The organism is Butyribacter sp., from assembly GCF_056818865.1.
The window spans coordinates 13,704-30,468 of sequence record NZ_DBLYGC010000007.1 but is presented as its reverse complement, the minus strand read 5'-3'; the positions used below and the strand labels follow the sequence as shown (position 1 = coordinate 30,468).

The 16,765-nt window shown below is 35.1% G+C and carries 16 protein-coding genes; 12 read left to right on the top strand and 4 right to left on the bottom strand.

The genetic code is table 11. The annotated features are described in order from the left end of the window. Positions 1-39: 39 nt before the first annotated feature. From ACZLXV_RS04540 to ACZLXV_RS04525, 4 genes are all read left to right on the top strand, one after another. Positions 40-1,863, top strand: coding sequence for an ABC transporter ATP-binding protein (locus ACZLXV_RS04540; protein WP_482382634.1), 1,824 nt, complete (start codon positions 40-42; stop codon positions 1,861-1,863). Beyond that, complete coding sequence (locus ACZLXV_RS04535) at positions 1,860-3,722, top strand: ABC transporter ATP-binding protein (protein WP_022224445.1); 1,863 nt, start codon at positions 1,860-1,862, stop codon at positions 3,720-3,722. The genes ACZLXV_RS04540 and ACZLXV_RS04535 overlap by 4 nt, the downstream gene beginning before the upstream one ends. Before the next feature lie 254 nt (positions 3,723-3,976). Beyond that, positions 3,977-4,132, top strand: coding sequence for a hypothetical protein (locus ACZLXV_RS04530; protein WP_022224446.1), 156 nt, complete (start codon positions 3,977-3,979; stop codon positions 4,130-4,132). Between the two features lie 26 nt (positions 4,133-4,158). Then, positions 4,159-4,677 (top strand): peptidylprolyl isomerase, encoded by a 519-nt coding sequence (locus ACZLXV_RS04525; RefSeq protein ID WP_022224447.1) that lies wholly within the window; start codon positions 4,159-4,161, stop codon positions 4,675-4,677. A gap of 99 nt (positions 4,678-4,776) precedes the next feature. Here the strand turns inward: ACZLXV_RS04525 and ACZLXV_RS04520 are convergent, their stop codons facing one another. Continuing rightward, positions 4,777-5,763: a double zinc ribbon domain-containing protein gene (locus tag ACZLXV_RS04520; RefSeq protein ID WP_482382633.1), complete on the bottom strand. Its 987-nt coding sequence runs from the start codon at positions 5,761-5,763 to the stop codon at positions 4,777-4,779. 14 nt (positions 5,764-5,777) lie between these two features. Further along, positions 5,778-6,584, bottom strand: a complete 807-nt coding sequence (locus ACZLXV_RS04515; protein ID WP_482382632.1) for a YARHG domain-containing protein — start codon at positions 6,582-6,584, stop codon at positions 5,778-5,780. 183 nt (positions 6,585-6,767) lie between these two features. On the opposite strand from ACZLXV_RS04515, the gene ACZLXV_RS04510 reads away from it, so the two are divergent. Genes ACZLXV_RS04510 through ACZLXV_RS04490 form a run of 5 tightly spaced genes read left to right on the top strand, consistent with a single transcriptional unit; the run spans position 6,768 to position 12,529 of the window. Next, on the top strand, positions 6,768-7,910 hold the full coding sequence (locus ACZLXV_RS04510; protein ID WP_482382631.1) for an ABC transporter ATP-binding protein: 1,143 nt from the start codon (positions 6,768-6,770) through the stop codon (positions 7,908-7,910). Next, positions 7,910-8,776, top strand: coding sequence for an ABC-2 transporter permease (locus tag ACZLXV_RS04505; RefSeq protein ID WP_022224451.1), 867 nt, complete (start codon positions 7,910-7,912; stop codon positions 8,774-8,776). The genes ACZLXV_RS04510 and ACZLXV_RS04505 overlap by 1 nt, the downstream gene beginning before the upstream one ends. 15 nt (positions 8,777-8,791) lie before the next feature. Next, positions 8,792-10,264 carry a Gldg family protein gene (locus ACZLXV_RS04500; protein ID WP_482382630.1) on the top strand — a complete coding sequence of 491 codons (1,473 nt, stop codon included), beginning with the start codon at positions 8,792-8,794 and terminating at the stop codon, positions 10,262-10,264. Between the two features lie 12 nt (positions 10,265-10,276). Next, positions 10,277-10,885 carry a DUF4340 domain-containing protein gene (locus ACZLXV_RS04495; protein WP_482382629.1) on the top strand — a complete coding sequence of 203 codons (609 nt, stop codon included), beginning with the start codon at positions 10,277-10,279 and terminating at the stop codon, positions 10,883-10,885. A gap of 39 nt (positions 10,886-10,924) precedes the next feature. Continuing rightward, positions 10,925-12,529, top strand: coding sequence for a SpoIID/LytB domain-containing protein (locus tag ACZLXV_RS04490; protein WP_482382628.1), 1,605 nt, complete (start codon positions 10,925-10,927; stop codon positions 12,527-12,529). A gap of 15 nt (positions 12,530-12,544) precedes the next feature. Here ACZLXV_RS04490 and ACZLXV_RS04485 read toward each other — a convergent pair whose 3' ends face one another. Next, a complete protein-coding gene (locus tag ACZLXV_RS04485) occupies positions 12,545-13,438 on the bottom strand; it encodes a YihY/virulence factor BrkB family protein (RefSeq protein WP_482382627.1) in 894 nt (297 codons plus the stop codon). 34 nt (positions 13,439-13,472) lie between these two features. After that, positions 13,473-14,141, bottom strand: a complete 669-nt coding sequence (locus ACZLXV_RS04480; RefSeq protein ID WP_482382626.1) for a PHP domain-containing protein — start codon at positions 14,139-14,141, stop codon at positions 13,473-13,475. Positions 14,142-14,333: 192 nt separating this feature from the next. Between ACZLXV_RS04480 and ACZLXV_RS04475 the strand changes: the two genes are divergently transcribed. From ACZLXV_RS04475 to ACZLXV_RS04465, 3 genes are all read left to right on the top strand, one after another. Beyond that, positions 14,334-14,840, top strand: a complete 507-nt coding sequence (locus tag ACZLXV_RS04475; protein ID WP_022224456.1) for a flavin reductase family protein — start codon at positions 14,334-14,336, stop codon at positions 14,838-14,840. 260 nt (positions 14,841-15,100) lie between these two features. After that, positions 15,101-15,679, top strand: coding sequence for a hypothetical protein (locus ACZLXV_RS04470; RefSeq protein WP_022224457.1), 579 nt, complete (start codon positions 15,101-15,103; stop codon positions 15,677-15,679). Positions 15,680-15,843: 164 nt separating this feature from the next. Beyond that, positions 15,844-16,764 carry a sigma-70 domain-containing protein gene (locus tag ACZLXV_RS04465; RefSeq protein ID WP_482382625.1) on the top strand — a complete coding sequence of 307 codons (921 nt, stop codon included), beginning with the start codon at positions 15,844-15,846 and terminating at the stop codon, positions 16,762-16,764. The last annotated feature ends 1 nt before the right edge of the window (position 16,765 follow it).

Genomic DNA, 16,765 nt, shown 5'->3' with positions numbered 1-16,765 from the left:
GTGTTATCATATGGAAAATAAATTGAAGGAGAGGAAGAAATGAATGAGAATAGTACGAAGTGTTATGGAGTGATAAGCGATATACTATGGATTTTCGGTTTGATGAAAAAGTATTGTCCGGCTGCATTGTTTCTTACGGCGGTTGAAATAATAATGCGTGTGCTGCAGCCGTTTCTTGGCATTATATTATCCAAAGTGGCAGTGGATATTGTCACAGGTGACACAGGGATGAATTTAAGAGTATTTATACTGCTGCTGTTTGTCTACATAGTGGCGAAAGCCGCTGGTGCGGGAAGCTGGGGAGGAAAGTATATTCCATGTAACAATATGAGATTTTTACTTTTGTCGGAACTTTTTTTGAAAAGTCAGAAAGTAGCTTATCAGTGCGGTGAGGGCGGAGAAAATAAAATGACATATAACAAAGCGGTACAGACATTAGGCAATGAGGGAGATGACGGTGCTACAAGTAAGCTCATAAACCAAACAGTATCTATTATTATAAATATTTTATGTTTTGTATTATATTCCGGAGTCATAGGAAGCCTTAATATGTTTATGCTTGCTGTCGTTATCATTTTGTCACTTATAAACTGTTATGCACAGGATTATGGCATGAAATACTATGAGAGTGTGAGAAAAGAAAGTGCAGAACTTAACAGTAAATATTACTGTATAAGAGGTAATATGGGAAATACAAGTATGGCAAAGGATGTAAGGATGTTTGATATGGATAACTGGCTTTCGAAGCTTAGGGACAATATCATAGGAAAGATAACGGATTTTAATATCAAAAAAGGAAAAGTTACATCCCGTGTTGAAAAAATTGGTTTTTTAATATCCATGCTGTGTGATATGACAGTGTATATATACCTTATAAATAAAGCTGTACAGGGAAGCATAACGGCAGGAGAATTTGTGATGTATTTTGGTGCAGTGGCAGGTTTTTCAGGCTTTGTGGGAAATATTATACATGACATGTTAGAGTTAGGCAATGCCGCTAGAAAGGCAGATGATATAAGAAAATATTTTGACCTTGAGGATGAGCAGATGGATGACGGCGAGGGGACAAAAGAGTTAAAATATCCTCTGGAAATAGAGTTTCGTGATGTGAGTTTTTCATATAAAAGTAATGATGAAGACAAGGAAAATGTAAAGATTTTTGAGCATTTTAATCTGAAGATAAATTCCGGAGAAAAAATAGCATTAGTTGGTGTAAATGGTGCAGGAAAGACTACACTTGTAAAATTACTTACAGGAATGTATGAGCCTGATGAGGGGTGCATTCTGATAAATGGCATTGACAGAAACAGATTTGCAAGGTCAGAATTTTATAAGTTGTTTTCTGTTGTATTTCAGGAATATTTTATACTTCCGTTTAAGATAAGTGAAAATATATCTTTGAAAAGAGCAGCAGATACGGATAATAAAAAGGTACTTAATGCACTTGAAAAAGCAGGTTTAAAAGAATATTTAGACAGCAGAGGAATAACATCTGAGCGTTATATAACAAAGTCAATGCATAAAAACGGTATTGAACTGTCGGGAGGTCAGAACCAGCGTCTTTTGCTTGCAAGAGCATTGTATAAAGATGCACCGGTGCTTGTGCTTGATGAGCCGACGGCGGCACTTGACCCGATTGCTGAAAGCGAGATATATAACAGTTATGTAAAATATACGGACAAAAAAACAGCAATATTTATATCGCATCGGTTTGCAAGTACAAGATTTTCAGACAGGATAATCATGCTTGAAAAAGGAAAAGTGATAGAACAGGGAACGCATGAGGAGCTTATGCAGATGAAAGGAAGATATGCACAGATGTTTGAAGTGCAGAGCAGTTATTATGATGAGAGGACAGTATGATGGAAAAATTAACAGAAAAAATTTCGTTAAGACAACATATAAAAAATATTAAAAATCTCTATAAGATAATAAATGAGATAGATAAAAATTATTTTAAAATTTCTATGATAACACATATCGCAAATGTTGCGGCAGCTTATATTGCACTTTGGCTTTCGTCTTATGTCCTCGATGGGCTTGCACAAAAAAAGGGAGCAAGAGAGTTGTCAGAGGTTACCGTTATTACGCTTGTTATAATATTTTTGATAAGGTTTGTGGCAAGTACGGTGTGGAATTATGCAGAGGCAAGGCGTGACAGGATATATAATATATATTCATCAAACATAGAAATGAAAATATTAGATATGGATTACAGCGAGATAGACAGTCCAAAGGTAAAAGGATTAAGAGACAAGATAGATAAGGATACAAATTGGGGATGGGGCATAAATACACCGGTATTTATAACAAACAGCATATTGTTTGATATAGTAAATATTGTTGCGTCAATTGTTCTCGCATATCCGATAGTGAAGATAGTTAGCCATACAGGCAGATATTCCGTATTATTTTCTTTTGTTATGATAATACTTATTGCGATAGTTACAGACAAACTCAGGCTTCATTACAACAAGATGTTAAAAGAATATCAGTTTTTTGAAGTTGATGAAAAAGACCGTGAAGAAATGGTTAATTTTGCATACGATTTTATTTATGGCAGAGAGTATACTTATGCCAATACAAAAGATATTAAGATATATAACGGATATGACCTTTTAAAGCGTTATACAATAGAACCTTTCTTTTCTAAAAAGCATAGGGAACTTGATAATAAAGGAGTTTTCAGTATGGGAATGGAAGCTGCAATGGGTGATTTTACTATGGGAGTGGTAGAGGCAGGGGCATATCTGGTTGTCATTCTTGCCGCACTGTCAGGAAAAATAAGTGCAGGAAATGTAGTTGTATTTGTAGGCAGTCTGCAAAAGCTTCTGACAGGTGTTACACATATCTGCACAGCACTTGTAGCTCTTGCGTTTGAGGCGAAAAAACAGATTTCCACATTGGAACTTATCGGATTAAAAGATGAGATGTATAAAGGAAAACTTCCGGTTGAAAAGAGAAGCGATAATGAATACAAGATAGAGTTTAAAAATGTGTATTTTAAATATCCGGGAAGTGATGAGTATGCACTTAAAAACTTTTCAATGGAATTAAATATCGGAGAAAAACTTGCGATAGTCGGAATGAACGGTTCGGGAAAGACGACAATGATAAAACTTTTGTGCCGCCTCTATGATGTTGAAAAAGGGGAGATATTATTGAATGGTGTTGATATAAGAAAATTTGACCAGAGAGAGTACAGAAGATTGTTTTCGGTTGTATTTCAGGACTTTAATATTCTTCCGTTTACATTGAAACAGAATGTGGCAGCAGACATGGAGGGAGATAATGAAAAGATAGAGGATTGTCTTGAAAAAGCAGGGTTAAAAACAAGGCTTGACAAACTTGATAATGGGCTTGATACATATATAGGAAAAAGTTATGACGAAAGCGGTGTTGAATTTTCAGGAGGAGAAATGCAGAAGATAGCGATAGCAAGGGCAATATACAAAGAAGCTCCGTTCGTACTTCTCGATGAGCCGACAGCGGCACTTGACCCGATTGCGGAATATGAAATCTACAGCAACTTTGACAGGATGGTAAAAGATAAAACGGCAATTTATATTTCACACAGACTTTCATCATGCCGGTTCTGTAAGAATATAGCTGTATTTGACGAGGGTGAGATTGTGCAGTTTGGAACACATGAAGAACTTTTAAACGATACGGACGGAAAATATTATGAGTTCTGGAATGCACAGGCACAGTATTATATATAGTTTGACAGGACGTCATTTTTTGTGTTAAAAACAGCAATGGCGAAATTTATTCATTTTTTATTACTTCACATAATTTCAAGCAAGTGTTATAATAAGAATAACACAATTTCTAATGAAAAATGATTTTTAGTATACGTTTTTTATGCGAAAATTATAAATAGAATTATGGGAGAACGGCGGGTATGGAAATATAAAAGAAAGAAAAATTATTGCTTGTAGATGATTCAAAGTTTCAGAGGAAGGAGCAGTGGGCTGTGGAGTATCCGATTGTGGCAGTATGCAGGGAAGAAAATATGGAACAGCTTAAGTACGCAGTAACATCGGAAGTTGTGGCTGATGTGATGTTTGCACCTATTGAAGCGTCGGTTGCAAAGCGTCGCATTGAATTATATAAAAAGAAAATGAATTAAACTAATTTAGAAAAGAGGAAAATTAAATGACAAAAAATCCAATAGTTACATTTGAAACAACAGCAGGTACAATTACAGCGGAGCTTTATCCTGAAATAGCTCCAAATACGGTAAACAATTTTATTTCTCTTATAAATAAGGGATTTTATGACGGACTTATATTTCACAGAGTTATAAAAGGTTTTATGATACAGGGAGGAGACCCAGACGGAGTAGGAACCGGCGGACCGGGATATTCTATCAAAGGTGAGTTTGCAATAAATGGGGTAGAAAATAACCTTAAACATACAGCAGGAGTTCTATCAATGGCACGTTCAATGATGCCTGACTCAGCTGGTTCACAGTTCTTTATCATGCATAAAGATGCGCCACACCTTGACGGACAGTATGCCGCATTCGGAAAAGTTACAGACGGAATGGATACGGTGAATGCGATAGCAGAGACAGAAACTGATTATTCAGATGCACCGTTAGAGCCGCAGATGATAATCAAGGTTACGGTAGATACTGACGGAGTGGATTATCCGGAACCTGAGAAATGTTAAAAGATATATAAGGCAATTTAAAATATTGTTCAAAAATAATAGCCACAGAAAACACGATAAAATCGTAATATTCTGTGGCTGTTTAGTATCATAAAAAATTTATTGAACTTTAGTACCGCAGTCAGGACAATATTTTTTGCCGAAATACAGGTCTGAACCGCAATTAGAACATTTTGTTATAAGTTTTATGGTATTTACCTTTGTACCACAGTCAGGACAATAATTTTTACCTTTTATAAGCGGTTTGCCGCATGACTCACAATTTTCAGGATAAACTTTAATTTCAACTTTTTCTCCACACTGAGGACAAAATCTTGTGTTTACCGGTACGTCATTGTTACAATTCTGGCATTTGACGGTATTAAGACTGTCGATATACTGCTGTACGGTAAGCGGGGTTGAAGAATTTGCAGATGTACGTCTGTTAGTGCCTAATGGGGAAGACGCTGCCTGCATTTTATAACCGCATTTCGGACAGAATTTTTTGCCTATAGTGACAGGCAAACCACACTGAGGGCATTTTGATGATGGAAGTTCAAAGTTTGTCTTTTTCACTGTCTCTGACATCTCTCCGGAAACTTCGCCGGCAATATCTGATATTGCTCCCTTTAATCCTTTTTCTTTTATTGCATCTTTATCTAATGCAAAATCATGTATTAAAGTGTAGACGATAATAGCGATAAAAAGTAATATGGTTATTATAAAACCTATTTTGATATGTAATGAAATATCCATACTGCTGTCACCGCCAAAAGATACTGAAGAAGATGACTTGGATTTATAGAGCAGTATTGATACTACAGACATGATGACTGAGACAATAGGTGCTAATAAATATGGCAGCCTCATCGGAATCTTTATTGAAGGTATCAAATCAAGACATATGAGCAGACCGGGAATAAGAAATATAAATACGCTTGTTATAAAGTTGCTTTGTAAGAGCGCTACGCCGCTGATTGAAGCACTTCCACTGGCAGAAATGCCCATGACATCTGCTGAAGATTCACAGCTTGCCCATGGCAAAAACATTGATATAAAAACAGCTGCACATAAATAAATTCTTGGTTCCTTTAGTTTTTCATTCATTATTTTATCCTCCGTTATTGATTTTCATATTTTGCTAACAGACGTACATTGTATTTTTCTACTTTTGAAAATACACTCTCGTCAAAATCATCAGGTGAAGTTGTAGGAATATACCAGTCTAAGCCGTCAAAATATTCCTGTAAATCCTGATTATTAAACATTCTTCCATACCTTGCATATATTTCATTTTTGGCAATCCAGCGTTCCTCTTTGGAAAGAGCAAGAACTTCAGATTTTGTGATTTTACGGACATCTGAGTCAGGAATTATATATTCATCATAATAGTCATAATCATCTGAATCGTCATAGTCATCCTCATCTGAGTAGTCATCGTCATAATCATTCGGCTCAGGTGTTTTTTTGACTTTTTTCTTAGGTTTTTTTGTTGGTTTTTCGGTAGGTGCTTCAGTTATCTCCGGCGTAGCTGTCGGCTCGTCTGCAATTCCCTGTGCTGATTTTTTGAAATCGTCTTGTTTGGATATTTCTGTTGCAGGTTTATTATTATTTTTTATAAACTTTGGATAAAGTAAAAAAACTGCACCGACTATCACCGCAAGACATACAACAATAACAGATATATACACAGCAGTCTTTGATGAAGCTTTTTTTGCAGGAGCAGCAGGAGTTTCAAAAACAGGATTTTGATTTTTGTTCTGGTTTTGTATCGGTGTGCTGCCTGCACTGGCGGAAATATCTGAAGGTTTATGAGATATGTCTTGATTTGGTTCAGAAGAAACAACAGAAGACTGCTTTGCACCGCATTCTTCACAAAAGATGGCATCGTCTTCAAGTTTTGCACCACATTCTTCACAATACTTCATTTTTTTATTTTCCTTTCGTAGTAATTTGCACTATTAAATGTGCACACAAATATTATATTAGTTTGAAATGCAAAAATCTAATACTGTCAGCATAATAGGCACATCGAAATTTATTTGTGTTCACAAAATCTTGACAATCTTATGTTATTCTCTTTTGTATACAAAAAACAGGAGGTAAGTACAGTGATTGAAGTAAAAAATCTCGTTAAAAAGTATGGTTCACATGCTGCGGTAAACAATCTTTCATTTACTGTTGAAACAGGAAAAGTTGTTGGATTTCTGGGACCAAACGGTGCAGGAAAATCAACTACTATGAATATGATAACAGGTTATATTGCACCGACGGAGGGAGAGGTTCTCATCGACGGTATTGATATTATGGATGAACCTGAACTTGCAAAGAAGAATATAGGGTATCTTCCGGAAATTCCACCACTTTATCCTGATCTAAGAGTAAGAGAGTATCTTTCATTTGTTGCTGATTTGAAAAAAGTTCCTAAAAAAGAAAGAGACATTGAAGTGCATAAGATAATGTCGAAAACAAAAACACTTGATGTTTCGGAAAGGCTTATAAAGCATCTGTCGAAAGGTTATAAACAGAGAGTAGGTCTTGCAGGCGCAATGATTGGAAATCCGGATATTCTTATTCTCGACGAGCCGACTGTAGGTCTTGACCCAAGCCAGATTATAGAGATGCGTGAGCTTATCAGAGAGCTCAGCAAAAATCATACGGTACTTTTAAGTTCACATATCATGCAGGAGATAAGTGCTGTCTGTGATGAGATAATTATCATAAATGAAGGAAAAATGATAACAAAAGACACACCTGAAAACATAACAAAGAAAATGGTTGATACGAATGGTGTTCATATTATTGTTAAAGGTGACAAGACAAAACTAAAAGAAGCATTAAGAACAGTTTCAGGCATTAAAAATGTATCTTATGATAATGAAAAGGACAATGAAAATGATAATGAAAAGGAGACAATTGGTCTTACAATTTATTGTGCCGAGGATGAAGATATAAGAGTTGAATTGTTCTATGCGCTTGCAAAAGCAGAGTGTCCGGTAATAGAGATGAATAAGCTTGATACATCACTCGAGGATGCATTCCTTGCACTGACAAAAGGCGGCTCAAAGCAATATGGCGGAAGAAAGCTAAAAAAACTTAAGAGTGGACATAAAAACGAAAAAGAAAATTCATCAGACGGAGACATTGAACAGCAGGACATAAATAATGATGAACAATCCACTGTCGAAAAAACTGATGAAGAGAGGCAAGTGGAGACAGACGAAAATTCAAATGTGAGAGGAGGAGAAGAATAATGCTTGCAATATATAAAAAAGAGTTGAGACAATATTTTAATTCAATGATAGGTTTTGTGTTTCTTGCATTTTTCCTCGTTATCATAGGAATATATACATGGGCTTACAACTTTTCAGGCGGACTTGGAAATTTTGAGGTGACGCTTGGCGGTATATCATTTATGTATGTGCTGCTTATACCTATACTTACAATGAGAATAGTTGCGGAAGAGAACAGGCAGAAAACAGACCAGCTGCTCTACACGGCACCAATATCACTTACAAAGATAATAATCGGTAAATATTTTGCCGTTATGACACTCTTTTCATGTGCATTTATTCCGATATGCATATATCCATTGATTATACACATGTATGGAACAGATGTCAGACTTGCACCTGCATACAGCAGTATTATAGGATTTTATCTTTTAGGTGCGGCAACAATAGCAATCGGTCTTTTTATTTCATCACTTACTGAAAGTCAGGTGATTGCATCTGTTGTAAGTTTTATCACACTTTTGCTCACATTCCTTTTGAGTAATATTACAAGTCTGCTTCCAACGGATGCAATAGCACAGTGTGTGATGATAGCAGTATTATGGCTTGTCATATGTTTTGTTTTTTATCATATGATGAATAATGTAACGATACTTATTATGATGGCAGTTATCGGAGAAGCAGCAATATGGATTGTATATGCAGTAAAATCTTCATTATATGAAAGCCTGCTCACAAATATATTAAATACGCTTGCACTGTCTACAAGATATGATGATTTTAGTCTTGGAATATTAAACTATGATGCGATAGTCTATTATGTTTCGATAGCATTTTTGTTTGTATTCCTCACAATTCAGATGATTAAGAAAAAGCGTTTTAATTAGAAAGGAGCAGCAAAAATGAGTGAAGGATTAAAAGCGGTTAAAACAAAAAAGAGTTCCGGAGGAATAAAAAAATCATTTACAAATAGAAAATTTAAATCAGGAGCATATAGTTCGTTTATCACTGTTCTTGTGATAGCGATAGTAGTTGTGGTAAATCTTGTGTTTGGAAAACTCGATTTGAGTACGGATTTAAGTTCAAACAGTTTATTTACATTATCAAAGGATACAAAGAAAGCACTGAAGTCGGCGAAAAATGATGTAACGCTTTATTATATGGTTAGTAACGGCAAGGAAACAGATTATATTGAAAAGGTACTTAAACAGTATCCAAAGGTATCATCAAAAGTCAAACTCAAAAAGATTGACCCAGTTGTAAATCCGGGATTTGCGAGCAAATATCTGTCAGACAGCGAGTCAGGCTCTATTGCACAGAATGACGTTATCGTTGTGAATAATTCTACAAAGAGTTCGTCATATGTGCAGAATACGGATATGTATTACACCAATACGGATTATTCGACATATTCACAGACGCAGTATCTTGATGTTGAAGGAAAGATAACATCAGCAATCCAGAAAGTACTTGCAGAGAAAAAGACAAAAATGTATATTCTCCAAGGGCATGATGAACTTGAAGTAGGAACAACAATGTCTGCTTCATTTAGCAAAATGAATATTGAAACGGATGAACTTACTCTTTATTCTGAGGATAAAGTGCCATCTGACTGTGACATTCTCCTCATAAACGGAGCGACAAAGGACATAAGTAAAGAAGAAAAGAATAAAATTCTTGCATATATGAAGAAAGGTGGAAATGCAGTAATAAATCTTCAATATGGAACAAAAGATACACCAAATTTAAGAGCATTGCTTAAATATTACGGACTCAACGAGCAGATTGGTATGGTTTGTGAGACACAGGGAAATTATTCTACTTATACAAGTTATGTCATTCCGACAGTTGATTCATCAAGTGAAATAACAGCAGATGTATCGGGAATTGTTATAATGCCGGTGCCTGTTGGAATATCAAAACTTTCTGACAAAAACATAAGAAAATCACTTACAATAACAGAACTTGCAACAACATCAAAAGGTTCATATCTTAAATTAGACCCGTCGTCAGGAAAGGCAGTAAAGGAAAAGGGTGATATAGACGGACCGTTTGATATTGGTGTATCGGTGACAGATAAGATTGATGATGATAAGAGTGCAAATCTTGTTGTATATGCATCAGCATACGCATTTTCGGATGATGTAATCTCAACAAATCAGTTTGACAATGGTTCACTATTGTCAAATGCGGTTAAGTCAATGTCTGCATCAGATGTTGAGGAGACCTCAATAAATGCAAAGAGTCTTTCATATTCATATGTTTCACTTACACAGGGAACACAGATTTTATGGGCAACAGTAGTAATCATATTGATACCCGGAGGTCTTTTGATTACCGGATTTATAATCTGGATGAGCAGAAGAAGAAAGTAAAGGAGGGGTAGAATGGGTAAAAAAGTGTCTAAACAAAAAAGACAGTTATTGACAATTGTCGGATTATGTGTTCTCCTATTAGCATTGGTTATAAGTTTTTTTGTTGTTACAAGGTACAAGGATAAGACTGAAAAAGAAGCGGAGACAAATATCAGTCTTTATACGATAAAGGATGCGGATATTAAATCTTTTCATTTTAAAAACAGTACAGCCGAACTTACTTTTGTAAAGCAGAAAAATAAATGGGTGTTAAGTGATGATACAAAGTACAGTCTTGACCAGAGCAAGGTAGAGACCTTGATTGATGATGTAAAAGAGATGTCTGCCACAGCCAATGTTACATCTGACTGTACTGATTTGTCACAGTATGGACTTAAAGAGCCGACATTACAGGTAGATATTACAGACAATGACGGCAATAAAAAGACGTTGACTATAGGAGATGAATCGGTAGCTGGAGAGGGAAGATACGTTTACATTGATGATGAGGTAAAGAAAATTTATATGATTGCATCAACGTTTACATCTGACTTTGAGACTACAAAAAAGGAATTAAAAGCTGAAGCTAAGGCAACGGCTTCTCCGTCATCAGCACCGGAAACAACGGCTTCGGGCAAGTAAAAGTGATGTATAAGAAATAATAAGATGGGAATGAAAAGGATGAAAAAGAGGAAGAATGGGAATTTAAAAAATAAAAAACAGATGCTTATCATAATAGCTGTGATAAGCATCATGGTTTTTATTTGTGTTGTAATGCAGGCATATATAGAGGGATATTTTGGGGATGGAAAGGGAAAAAGTACTAAAGCTGTAAATGAAAACAGTGTACAAAAAAAATCGGATAGGACAGATGCTGAGGCTGCAAAAAAACCGGCAAAGAAAAAGAGTACGTCGAAAAAAAAGAAATCAGGCAAAAAAAAGAAAAAGAAAATCACGCATATTGCGGCAAATCCTGAGGGAAGCAGACCGATAAGGGTGCTTATAACAAACAGTGATTTTTCGGATATGTTTCACAACAGTATAAAAATTACTTCATCAAAAAGTTTTTATGTAAAGATAAATAATCAGACAAAGACTTATCCTGCCGGAAAGAAAATTGAATTTAAGGCAGCAGACAAAAAGCTAAAAGGAAAAAAAATCGTTATTGGTTCATATAGCGGAGGCAAAGTAAAAGTTCTCAGTATAAAAAGACTTGAGGGACATCCGGGTTATCGCGGAACAATGACAATAAAATATAAATCCAAAGGGCTTATTCTTACAAATACACTTCCGGTTGAACAGTATCTTTATGCGGTTATTCCAAGTGAGATGTCAACTGGGAACAACATTGAGGCATTGAAGGCTCAGGCGGTTTGTGCAAGAAGTTATGCCTACAATCAGATGAAAGCAGATAAATATGAAGAGTATGGAGCAGATGTTGATGACAGTGTGGCTTGTCAGGTGTACAACAATATACCTGAAAATGAAAAATCGAGAAAAGCTGTTGATTCAACATTTGGAGATGTTATGAAAAAGTCGGGAGATGTTATTACTGCATATTATTTTTCGACATCATGGGGATATACGGCTGACGGTCAGGATGTGTGGAACACACCGTCACAGATATCATATCTTAGCAGCCGTTTTCAGATAACACAGAGATCAAAAAGAAAAACAGGGGTAAGAGGCTATGATTTATCAAATGAATCTACATTTAGAAACTTTATGAATAATGAGTCATGTAAGACATATGACAGCAATGAAGAGTGGTATCGCTGGTCAGTTATAATCAAAGAAAAAAGTTTGAGAAATCGCATAGATTCAGCTCTTAGTTCATGTTATCTTTCAAATAATGAGAATGTTCTTACAAAAACAAAAAACGGAAAATATAAGAAGAGTTCTGTTTTTAAAACAGGCAAAATAACTGATATAAAAATTAGTAAGCGTGAAAAGAGCGGTATGGCGTCGCAGATTATCATAACGGGAACATTAAATACTTACAAAGTAAATAATCAATATAATATAAGGAAAGTTCTTGCACCGGTATATGAAACGATAAAGCGCAGATATGGTGACAGCATGAACGGATATTTCATGCTGCCGAGTGCGGCGTTTTATATAGATAAAACTTCGGGAGCATTTAATATAACAGGAGGAGGTTTTGGGCATGGAACAGGCATGAGCCAAAGTGGAGCCGGAAATATGGCAAAGCAGGGAAATGATTACAGACAGATACTGCATCATTATTTTTCAGGCGTAAAAATAGTTACTTTAAAAGATTATTAAAAAAGTCATGAAAAGTCATGACTTATGTCTAAAATGCAGTTTTTCAAGAATGTGATTGAGAAGCCCTCCGAGAAAAAGTATATACATACATGCATAGAGCCATAACATCAGGAGTGCAACGGTTGTCATTGTGCCGTAAAACTTAGAGTAGTTGCTTATGTTGTCTACATAGTACGAATAAACATATGAAAAGGCAAGCCAGCCAAAACTTGCGACAATGGCACCGGGATATTGTTTTGAAAATTTAGTTTTTCTGTTTGGCAGTATAACATATAAAAGCCAGAAAAAAAGAAAAAGAACTATAAGACTTAATATGGCACGCATGTTTATTATTGATGCGAGAGGCTTTTCTGTAAACGGAAAATGCTGTCTTATATAATAATAAAGCTTATTTCCAAAGACGATGACGGTTAACATTACTATAATCAGAACAGCAAATATTATTGTGTAAAAAAAAGAGTATAGTCTTATAATGACATAATTTCTTGATTCATTCAGGCTGTAAACGGAATTAAGTCCCTGAATAAGTGATAGGAATGCTTTAGAACCAAGCCAGACAGCTATAATAATAGTAGCGGGCAAAATTGCGTTTGTCTGAATATTGTATATGTCACCTATTATGTTTCCGAGATAATCTCTGAAAGAAGCAGGAACAAAAGGTGATGTAAGTTCAAGAAGTGTATTTTCGGAAAAAGGAGTGTACCTTAAAAGAGAAAGTAAAAACATAAAAAACGGAAAGAATGAAAGCATCATAAAAAAAGCTGCCTGCCCTGCGAATGCAGATAAAGCAGTTTTTTTAAAATATGACATAAGTTTAGTGGTATTTGTGTATATAAAAGTTACAATTCTTATTATTTTTGAAAAAAAATTAATTTCTTTGTCGTGGGGGTTATCATTCATAGTGTTCATGTTAATTCTCATATTTTTATTATGCTGACAGATTTTATTCGGCAGGTGTTATAAGACTATAGTTGCCGGATAGTAGTGTTTTTATAAGCTGTTCTTCTGTTTTTATTTCGTGTTCGGTAATGATTCCGCCATGCGCAAGGTCTTCTTTTTCATGAAAATCACTTCCGGAAGTCATGATAAGGTCGTGTTCATATGCCCATGCGTAAGTTTTGTCATTGTTGCTGTCGTGTCTTAGATTTCCGTTATAGACCTCGGCACCGTCAAGAAGAACAGGATTTACAGGCTCACAATACGCTCTTCCGGGGTGTGCCTGAATGATAAGAATACCTTCATTGTGACATAGTTCCGATAATTCTTCTATTGAAAGATTATACAAAAAATTATGCTTGAAGAAAAAACTTTCATCTGCACCATAGAGCAGATAGTCATTTGGACTTTCAGTCAGAGTGACTTCGCATCCCAACAGTACATTTATGCCGATTTTTTTTGAATATTTTAAAGCCGCTCTGTAACCCTTTAAAAAGTGGTAAATCATTTCATCGGGTGTTTTTGCACCACTTTGTTCAATAGCCCATTTACTGTAATGGTCAGTGATAACAACGGTGTCATACCCGGCTTCTTTATATAATTTTAAAACATCTTTAGCATTTATATGAGCACAAGGACTTGTTTCACTTGTATGTGTATGCATTTCAACTTTCATTCTTGATGTCCGCCTCCGATTATAAATTAAAAAAATTAATGTATATAATGATGATTACTAGTATAGCATTATGCAGCGGACAAAACAACTATTTTAAAAATTATGAAAAAAGAGCATAAAAGGCATGAAAAAGTCATATTTTTAGTAAGATTTGTGGTAATATATATAAAAAAGATTTTAGGAGGAATTAAAATGCATAGTTTTCAGGAAGTTTCAATTGATTATATGGACATGAATCCGTTTAAAAAGATAGGAAAGGACTGGATGCTTGTTACTGCCGGCAATGAAGAGAAAGCTAATTCCATGACCGCCTCATGGGGAGCAGTCGGTGAAATGTGGGGAAAAGATTCCGTATTTGTATTTATCAGACAGAGCAGATTTACAAAAGAATTTATTGACAGGGAGGGAAAGTTTTCTCTTAGTTTTCCGGGAGAAGAGTACCGCAGGGATATGAAGTATCTTGGAACTGTTTCAGGACGTGATGAGGATAAGATGAAAGCAGCGAAAGTAAAGGTTGATTACTGTGACGGGGTACCTTATATAGATGAAGCAAAACTTGTATTTATTTGTGAGGTTATGTCACAGACAGATATAGAGCCAAAGGACTTTTTGGACAAAACTATAGATGATACATGGTATAAGGACAAAGATTACCATACCATGTATATAGCAAAGATAACAAAAATACTTGCAAGATAAAGGAAAAAAGCTGTTATTTGCAATATGTATGGTTAGTAACTTTAAATGTCTTATTTTTGGGGTAAAAGCTTTCGCTTTTGTTGTGTATTATCTTTCAGGTGTTTAAAATACAATAGGAAATGTGAACAAGGTGTGAATAAGTATAAAAAAAATAAACCTTGGTTGACAGTTACAATAAAAAGTTATATTGTATATTGGTTCAAATTTGATGGTATACAATATTACAAAATAAAATATTCAAATATGGAGGAGAAAATTTTATGAGACTTTCAAAATTTACTAAAAAAGGTGTTGCAGTTGCATTAGCACTCTCAATGGTAGTAGTAGGAAACGCAGGAATGACACAGAAGGCAAGTGCTGCAAAGAAATTAAAGACATATGTTATGTTTGCAGATGAGAAATGGAAAGTAACAGCAAACATGGATACAGCCAATGGAAAGTATGATGCACCAAAGACTGTTACAGCTAAGAAGGGTTCACAGAATGTAACTATGACTCTTAAGAGAAGTGCAATCAATGGTTCAAAAGAGGGCATTACAAAAGCAGCAGTATTTTGTGTAGATGTTGTAGATGCTATGAAGACATACAAGGCAAGCCAGATTAAAATTTCAAATGTTAAGATTGCAGTTGACGGAAAAGCTATCAAAGTTAAGGCTAACAAACTTAAACAGGGTTACCTTGAGGCAGATCAGAAGAACAACAAATATCGTCTTGAAATCTTTAATGTATACGGAAAAGGACAGACAGCAGCTAAGAAAGCAAACTATCCTGTAGATCCTAACAAATTAAAATTCAAGAAGACTCTTAAAGTAAGCTTCAAGATTACATTTAAGAAATAATGTTTGTTAAAAGTCAAAGATACTATCTGAACAAGACAGTTATTGATACATATTATTACTTTTAATAAATAATTGATAAGTTATGAAAATGGATTGTCAATAGGAATATAATTTCATATGGCAGTCCATTTTTCTTGCAAAATTAAGAGAATAGGAGAGATTATATGTCAGACCAGGGAAAATTTATTGAGGCATTGGATGCTGTTAAGAATATTGCGGTTTCGCAAAATAACAGTTTGACAAAAGAAGAAATAAAAAAATATTTGAGTGATATGAATCTATCGGAAGAACAGTTTGAACAGGTCTATTATTATCTTTCACTTTCGGGAATCAATATAGAGGGATATAGATTCATTCCAAAGGCTGTTGATTTAAGGAATGAGAACAAAAATCAAAAAGACGAGGAAGAAACATCAGTAAAACCCGATGAAAAAAGTAAAGAGCAGGACAAAAAGGAAAATGGCACAGACGAAAAGGCATTATCTAAAAAGCGTGCAGAATATAATAGCAGAATTTACATGGATGAGATAAAGAAACTTGATTATTATGAGGATAATGACGAGAAAAAATTGGTTTCAGAGTTTTTGAATGGAGATAAAGAAGCGAGAAATAAATTTATAGAAAACAGATTGACACAGGTTATAAATATTGCAAATAAGTATTCTGACAGGGAGGCTGTAAAAAAAGAGATTATAGGTGTTGATGAACTTATAGCGGAGGGGAATGTCGGACTGCTGGAAGCAATATCGGTTATAGAAGAAAATAAAAAGAATTATGTTGATGCGGCAGGAAAACCGGTTTTTGAGAGTATAGACGGTACTATATATATGGAAGTTACAAATTCGATTGAATCTTTGCTTGACAGCATGACATCGGATAAGGATTGGGAGAGTGCCGTGCTTGCAAGAACAAACCTGCTCAATGAGGCAGCAAAATATATGACAGAAGAGATGGGAAGAGTTCCGACAAAAGAAGAACTATCTGAGTATACAAAAATCCCGGTCGATGAAATAAGAGGAATTATGGGATTGTCAAAAGACACACAAAGGATAGCCGATACTACAGCAGTAAGATATAGGAAATAGT

Coding starts and splice junctions, on each gene's coding strand:
- ACZLXV_RS04470 (WP_022224457.1), top strand. CDS start 15,101: ATGAGACTTTCAAAATTTACTAAAAAAGGTGTTGCAGTTGCATTAGCA.
- ACZLXV_RS04525 (WP_022224447.1), top strand. CDS start 4,159: ATGACAAAAAATCCAATAGTTACATTTGAAACAACAGCAGGTACAATT.
- ACZLXV_RS04520 (WP_482382633.1), bottom strand. CDS start 5,763: ATGAATGAAAAACTAAAGGAACCAAGAATTTATTTATGTGCAGCTGTT.
- ACZLXV_RS04500 (WP_482382630.1), top strand. CDS start 8,792: ATGAGTGAAGGATTAAAAGCGGTTAAAACAAAAAAGAGTTCCGGAGGA.
- ACZLXV_RS04535 (WP_022224445.1), top strand. CDS start 1,860: ATGATGGAAAAATTAACAGAAAAAATTTCGTTAAGACAACATATAAAA.
- ACZLXV_RS04490 (WP_482382628.1), top strand. CDS start 10,925: ATGAAAAAGAGGAAGAATGGGAATTTAAAAAATAAAAAACAGATGCTT.
- ACZLXV_RS04465 (WP_482382625.1), top strand. CDS start 15,844: ATGTCAGACCAGGGAAAATTTATTGAGGCATTGGATGCTGTTAAGAAT.
- ACZLXV_RS04495 (WP_482382629.1), top strand. CDS start 10,277: ATGGGTAAAAAAGTGTCTAAACAAAAAAGACAGTTATTGACAATTGTC.
- ACZLXV_RS04485 (WP_482382627.1), bottom strand. CDS start 13,438: ATGAACACTATGAATGATAACCCCCACGACAAAGAAATTAATTTTTTT.
- ACZLXV_RS04540 (WP_482382634.1), top strand. CDS start 40: ATGAATGAGAATAGTACGAAGTGTTATGGAGTGATAAGCGATATACTA.
- ACZLXV_RS04505 (WP_022224451.1), top strand. CDS start 7,910: ATGCTTGCAATATATAAAAAAGAGTTGAGACAATATTTTAATTCAATG.
- ACZLXV_RS04480 (WP_482382626.1), bottom strand. CDS start 14,141: ATGAAAGTTGAAATGCATACACATACAAGTGAAACAAGTCCTTGTGCT.
- ACZLXV_RS04515 (WP_482382632.1), bottom strand. CDS start 6,584: ATGAAGTATTGTGAAGAATGTGGTGCAAAACTTGAAGACGATGCCATC.
- ACZLXV_RS04475 (WP_022224456.1), top strand. CDS start 14,334: ATGCATAGTTTTCAGGAAGTTTCAATTGATTATATGGACATGAATCCG.